The organism is Anaerophaga thermohalophila str. Valhall, from assembly GCF_000250735.1.
Lineage (GTDB): Bacteria > Bacteroidota > Bacteroidia > Bacteroidales > Marinilabiliaceae > Anaerophaga > Anaerophaga thermohalophila_A.
The window spans coordinates 1-6,569 of record NZ_AHZV01000148.1; the positions used below are offsets into that span (position 1 = coordinate 1).

The window sequence follows — 6,569 nt, forward strand, 5'->3', positions numbered from 1 at the left end:
CATCTCTTGAATTTACTTTTTATTAAAGTTTCAGATATTTGCTGCAAATGTCACATCAGGAATAGCTTGCAAGGCATCATTCTTTTTGTCTTCAACGGTAAATAAATCTATTTTTCTGAGCAATTTATTTTTCTGTCCAGAATAATAAATTCAATCAATAATATCAAAATAACCAGGGCTAACGGATACTGGAATTTACTGTCGTATTCGGTATATACTTTTGATTCAATTTCAGATTTTTCAAGTTCTCCAAGCTCGTCAATCAAATCGTTTATGCCAGCCCTGATGTTGTTGGCAGGGATGTATTCTCCATCAGCGACTTCAGCTATTTCCTTTAACAGGGCAGCATTCATTTTGGTAATCACCACATTCCCGTCGTTGTCTTTCATGAAGCTGCTTTGGTTATTAGGACTGACCGGTATGGGAGCTCCTTCAGCGCTTCCCATTCCAACGGTATAAACCTTTATACCCTTTTCCTTTGCTTCATTTGCGGCGGTAATGGCATCGTCTTCATGGTTTTCGCCGTCGGTGATTACAATAATGGCCCTGTTGATATCTTTCTGTTGGCTAAATGAGTTGGTTGCCAGTCGAATCGCCGATCCAATAGCTGTTCCCTGCGTGGGTACTATATTTGTTTCTATGTTCGATAAGAAGAGTTTAGCAGAAGAATAATCTGTTGTAATAGGTAACTGTACGTATGCTTCACCGGCAAAAACAATCAGCCCTATACGGTCGTTGACCAGTCTGCCGGTGAGTCGTTCAATGGCCAGTTTTGCTCTTGCCAGTCGGCTTGGTTCAACGTCTGTTGCGTTCATGCTGTTTGAAACATCCAATGCTATTATTAACTCTATTCCTTTACGTTTTACCGTTTCAAGTTTTGTGCCGAATTGTGGTGAGGCAAGGGTTATAATAAGTGTGGTAAGTGCCAGCAGGAGCAAGTAGAACTTAACGGCCGGGCGTACAAATGATACATCCGGCATGAGATGACTTATGAGCTCAATGTTGCCGAATTTTTTCAGCTTCTTTTTTCGCTGATGCTGAAAAACAAGCTGCATAAATGCCAAAACCGGAATTATTAGCAGCAGATATAAATATTCGGGATGTTCAAATCGAAACATGCGTCGTGTATTTTTTTATTTGTTTTAATGTCTGTTTTTGGTTGCTTGTTACTGGTTGCTTGTTACTGGTTGCTTGTTTTGTTCGCTTGGCTCTGCCGTTTGTTCTGCAAGAATTGGTCAATTAGTTACTTGGTTAATTTGTTAATTGGCTTTGATTATTGGTAATTGATAACTGATCATTGAAAAAACTTCTTTGTCGTTTCTCCTGTCACTGACAAAAGGGGTCTTCCTGTCATTCAAAGATTTATCATTTCACCTTCTAACTTCTGCCTTCTGCCTTCTGCCTGTCAAACTTTTGCCTGATTGCTGTGGTGAATTCTCAGCCTCAATCAAGAGTTCATTGTTTAGGGCAAACTTCTCAGTACCGTATTTCTCAAGACAATTTCTGTTAACAGAAAAGCCAGGGCCAGCAAAGCAAAAAGAATAAACTCTTCCGATCGTTTTGTGTATTCTTTTACTTCAATTTTGGTCTTCTCCATTTGGTCGATTTCTTCATATATTTCTTTCAGTTTGTTTTTGTTAGTAGCACGGAAGTATTTTCCACCGGTCATGTCTGCTATCTCTCTGAGCATTTCTTCATCAATTTTTACTTCCATTTGTTGAACCTGCTGTCCAAAAACCGTATTAACGGGGACGGGAGCAGTTCCATGACTACCAACCCCTATGGTATAGACTCTTATCCCAAATGTTTTGGCCAGTTCGGCGGCTGTAAGCGGATGAATTTCACCACGGTTATTCACACCATCGGTCAGGAGTATGATGACTTTACTTTTGGCGTTACTGTCCTTTATCCGGCTTACCGCTGTCGATAATCCCATGCCAATGGCCGTTCCGTCTGTGAGCATTCCGAAATTCACATCCTGTATCAGATTAATCAATGTGGCATGATCGATGGTAAGCGGACATTGGGTGAAACTTTCGGCGGCAAAGACAACAAGTCCCATTTTGTCATTTTGCCGGCCAGAAATGAATTCTATGGCAACATCTTTGGCTGCTTCAAGCCGGTTGGGTTTGAAATCCATTGCCTGCATACTGCCCGAAATATCGAGCGATACCATTATGTCGATTCCTTCGGTTGTTACTTCTCTTAAATTATCGGTTGATTGCGGACGTGCCATGGCAGTAATCAAGAGAATAAGTGTAAGGCATCTCAGGATAAAGGGAAAATGTCTCAAATAGGTTTTTCTTGACTTTCTGGACTGCGAAAATCCCTTTAATGAAGATATCTGTAAAGACGCATTAAGTTCCCTTTGCTTCCAGATGTACCACCCAATCATGAGCGGTAACAGCAGAAGCAGGAAAAAAAAGTGCGGATGTAGAAATGTATAGTTCATTTCCTATGGTCGTTGTTTCGGTTTAACTTTTTTTCTTACAATGAAAATCATAACCACTAAAAAGGTGTTATTTATGATTTTCTTAATCATTCTGGCTACATGTCTTATTCAGAGCGTTTTGGTGTCACAAGCCAAACAGCAATTTTTCCCCACTAACCCCTACTAATCTCTACTAACTACTGACTAATCACTATTGACTAACCACTATTGACTAACCACTATTGACTAACCACTATTGACTAACCACTACTGACTAACCACTGCTGACTATTTTCTTTCATCTCCTTTGCCTGTTCTTCCGTTGTTTTGGGCTCTTCATATTTGGTTTGATTCACAAAAAAATAGGCATTCATAAGTGAAAGATCGTTTTCATCGGGCAGTGGTTCCATTTTTGCAAATTTTACCAGGTCGGCCAGTTCCAAAATTTGTTTCAGACGGTCTGCAACTTTTTCATCGGGCAAATCCACCTGCCTGAGGGAGGTCATAATTTCCGATGTTATTTGTTCCGGGGCAGGTATCCCGTATCTTTCTTCAAGATATCTTCTGAGGACATCTGTCAGGTCGGAATAAAACGCTTTAATATGTCCTTTCTGCCATAACTTTTTTTCTTTGATGTGATCAAGTTCTCTCAATGCAATAACATGAGCCGGCTCTTTGGGTTTTTCCTTTAGGAGTGCTGCTATGGGATTTTTACGTTTGACATAGAAATAAATACCTGCTGCAATTAAAAGTATAACTGCCAGTCCGCCAAGTATCCACGGGAGAAAGCGATACAATTCAGAAAACCTGAAAGGTGTGTTGATGGGAGCTTTAATGTCGGTAATGCCTTTTTGAGGGTCTACTTCTTCGAAAGGATTTACCACCATCAGTCCTATCGGTTTTGATTTTTTCCTGGCTTCCAGTTCGGCAGAAGCCAGTTCAAATTCGATCGGTGGAATGTAATGCAGACCACTGTCGAAAGAAGTAATTCGGTATATCTGCCTTACTGAAATACGATTATTGCCGAGATCGCTGGTGTCTGGTTCTGATTGTTCAACAATTTCGATATTCCTGGTTATAGTATCGGTAAATTGCGGAAAAGCGACATTTATATCTGCCGGTTGCGCAACTTCCAGTGTGAGGTCCATCTGTCCTCCTATGAACATCAGGGTGGAATCGGTTGATGCAGAAACAGAAAAGTCCTGAGCGCTGACATCATTCGGACTTGCGGTCCCAATGATTATCAACAAGATAAGTATTGCAGAAAAGTGATATAAAAATGGCTTTTTGCCCATTTTATGCTCGTTTTTTAAATAGTGATATAAGTGCTTTAACATAGTCTTCGTTGGTTGGTACTGCCACATTGTCAACACCGCTCCGCGAAAAAGCATTGCGAAGTTTTTCTTCGGTCTGAACCCACCATCTTTTATAATTTTCCCTGGTTTCTTTATTGGATGTGTTAATCCACGAATATTCACGGGTTTCAGCATCCTTTAGCTTTACAAATCCAATGTCGGGCATTTCCGTTTCACGCGGATCATAAACTCTTAGGGCTACAACATCGTGTTTTTGATTTGCAATTTTCAAAGCATCCTCGAAACCTTCGTCAATGAAATCGGAGATCACAAAAGCGGTACAACGTTTTTTGATGGCATTGGTGAGATATCGAAGCGCTTCGGCAATATTTGTTTCGCGGTGTTCGGGATTAAAACTGATGAGTTCACGAATAATGTAAAGAATGTGTTTACGTCCCTTCTTGGGCGGTATAAATTTTTCTATGCGATCCGAAAAGAAGATTACCCCAATCTTATCGTTGTTTTGAATGGCCGAAAATGCCAATACGGCAGCCATCTCGGTAATCACATTTTTTTTGAAACGCCACGTAGTCCCGAATTCACGTGAGCCGGAAACGTCTATCATAAGCATAACGGTGAGTTCACGTTCTTCTTCAAACACCTTAACATAGGGGTGATTGAAACGGGCAGTAACGTTCCAGTCGATGCTCCGGATATCATCGCCATACTGATATTCCCGGACTTCACTAAACATCATTCCACGACCTTTGAACGCAGAATGATACTCTCCCGCAAAAATGTTGCTGGAAAGTCCCCGTGTCTTAATCTCAATCTGGCGTACCCGCTTTAATATATCAGTTGTATCGGTCATTTTTATAGTTGCTGGTTGCTGGTTGCTGGTTGCTGGTTGCTGGTTGCCCTGCTCTGCCGCTTGGTCTGAAAGAATTGGTTAATTGGTTGATTGGTCAATTAGTCAATTAGTTAATCTGATCATTGATCATTGGTAATTGATCATTGGTAATCGGTCACTGATATTGACTATGGAACTTCAACAGTATTCAGTATCTCACTTATAATGTCTTCCGAAGTCACATTGTTGGCTTCAGCTTCATACGATAAACCGATTCTGTGGCGCAATACATCGTGACAAACGGCACGGACATCCTCTGGTACAACGTAGCCTCGCCGTTTGATAAAGGCATAGGCTTTCGATGCTATTGAAAGACTTATACTTGCCCGGGGTGATCCACCATAGGAGATCATATCTTTGAATTTTTCCAGTTCGTATTGCTCAGGAAAACGAGTGGCAAATACGATGTCGACGATGTATTTTTCAATTTTTTCGTCCATATAAACATCCTTGACCACTTTTCTTGCCCTGAGTATGTCTTCAGGTTTAATGATGTTGTTTGCTTCAGGAAACTTGTGAGCCATATTTTGACGCACTATGAGCTGCTCTTCGGATTTTTGTGGGTAGTCGATAACCACTTTAAGCATAAAACGGTCTACCTGAGCTTCAGGAAGTGGATAAGTACCCTCCTGTTCGATGGGGTTTTGAGTGGCCATAACGAGGAAAGGTCTGGGCAGGGGATAAGTATTGTCGCCAATGGTAACCTGACGTTCCTGCATGGATTCCAGCAAAGCACTTTGGACTTTTGCCGGAGCACGGTTGATTTCATCGGCAAGAACAAAATTGGTGAAGATCGGGCCCTTTTTAACAACAAACTCTTCGTTTTTCTGACTATAGATCATTGTACCTAAAAGGTCGGCCGGTAAAAGGTCGGGCGTGAACTGAATGCGGCTGAAATCGGCGCTAACCGCTTTTGACAGTGTTGTTATGGCCAATGTTTTGGCCAGACCCGGAACTCCTTCCAAAAGAATGTGTCCGTCTGAAAGGAGGCCAATAAGCAAACTTTCAACCAGGTGTTTTTGACCAACAATGACTTTATTCATTTCAATGGTCAGGAGGTCAACAAATGAACTTTCTTCTTTTATACGTTCATTCAACTCTTTAATATCTACGGATTGATCCATGAGACTATTTGTTTTTTGGATTATTCATTAGTGAGTCCGGTCTAAAAAACATCTTTGTTGCCAAACTCTGTGTTGTTTTAAGTTTTTGAATCCTCATTAACAACGAGTTAACTCCGGTACAAAAATTTAAAACGCCTTGATTTTGACAAAAATATGCTTTTTATACCGCACTCATTAGTATAAAATTTATTTTTCAAGGCCTAATGGAACTTGCATGCAAGAACTTATATATATTCTAATTGTTGCAATCCTTGCCATGTTCGTTTCATGTGCAGTAGATGGCTTTTGCCGCGTCTAAATTATCAAAAATTGTTCCATTAAGGAATGAGATTCGGAAAAATGTAGATTTTGTCCGTAATGATCTATCTCCTAACCCGGACAAGCCAGAGAGGAATTATTCCGAATCAGACTAATTAGTGCATGTCTATAAACTCACAAAATTTTTGCAATATTGTGTGTCTGTTCAGAAAGTGCCGGTTGCAAGGCTTGCGAAGCCGCCATAACACGGAGTTTACTCATCGTAAATGAGTAATTTTCGGACGAGCGTAACACAGTAAATGGCACTTTATGGACGGAAACTAATTATTTGAACTTTCTTTTGTAATACCCGTTTTGGAGTAACAGGAAAGATTTGAAGTGAAATAACTAGGTTTTTAGTCATTGAAGAGTTTGTTTTTATCTGCAACACTCCTTTATAAACTCGTAATGAACTGTAATATAGTTATTTGTATTTAAATCTATTTTCATGAGAAGATGTAGTATGTCAATGATAGACGAGAGACTTTAACCTGCTTTATTCATAAGTTTTC

Annotated in this window: 5 protein-coding genes; all 5 read right to left on the bottom strand. The window is 40.3% G+C overall.

Annotated elements, in window-relative coordinates; translation table 11 throughout:
• Positions 1 to 107: 107 nt before the first annotated feature.
• The 5 genes from OQ5_RS0107905 to OQ5_RS0107925 all read right to left on the bottom strand — a co-directional run bounded on the left by OQ5_RS0107905 (position 108) and on the right by OQ5_RS0107925 (position 5,760).
• A complete protein-coding gene (locus OQ5_RS0107905) occupies positions 108 to 1,118 on the bottom strand; it encodes a VWA domain-containing protein (RefSeq protein WP_016776970.1) in 1,011 nt (336 codons plus the stop codon).
• A gap of 344 nt (positions 1,119 to 1,462) precedes the next feature.
• Entirely contained in the window at positions 1,463 to 2,452 is a 990-nt protein-coding gene (locus OQ5_RS0107910; protein ID WP_016776971.1) for a vWA domain-containing protein, read from the bottom strand.
• A 239-nt stretch (positions 2,453 to 2,691) separates the two neighbouring features.
• Positions 2,692 to 3,726, bottom strand: a complete 1,035-nt coding sequence (locus OQ5_RS0107915; protein ID WP_016776972.1) for a hypothetical protein — start codon at positions 3,724 to 3,726, stop codon at positions 2,692 to 2,694.
• Position 3,727: 1 nt separating this feature from the next.
• The gene (locus OQ5_RS0107920; protein WP_016776973.1) at positions 3,728 to 4,597 is read right to left on the bottom strand and encodes a DUF58 domain-containing protein; all 870 of its coding nucleotides are present in this window, start codon (positions 4,595 to 4,597) and stop codon (positions 3,728 to 3,730) included.
• Between the two features lie 167 nt (positions 4,598 to 4,764).
• Complete coding sequence (locus tag OQ5_RS0107925) at positions 4,765 to 5,760, bottom strand: AAA family ATPase (protein WP_016776974.1); 996 nt, start codon at positions 5,758 to 5,760, stop codon at positions 4,765 to 4,767.
• Positions 5,761 to 6,569: the final 809 nt, after the last annotated feature.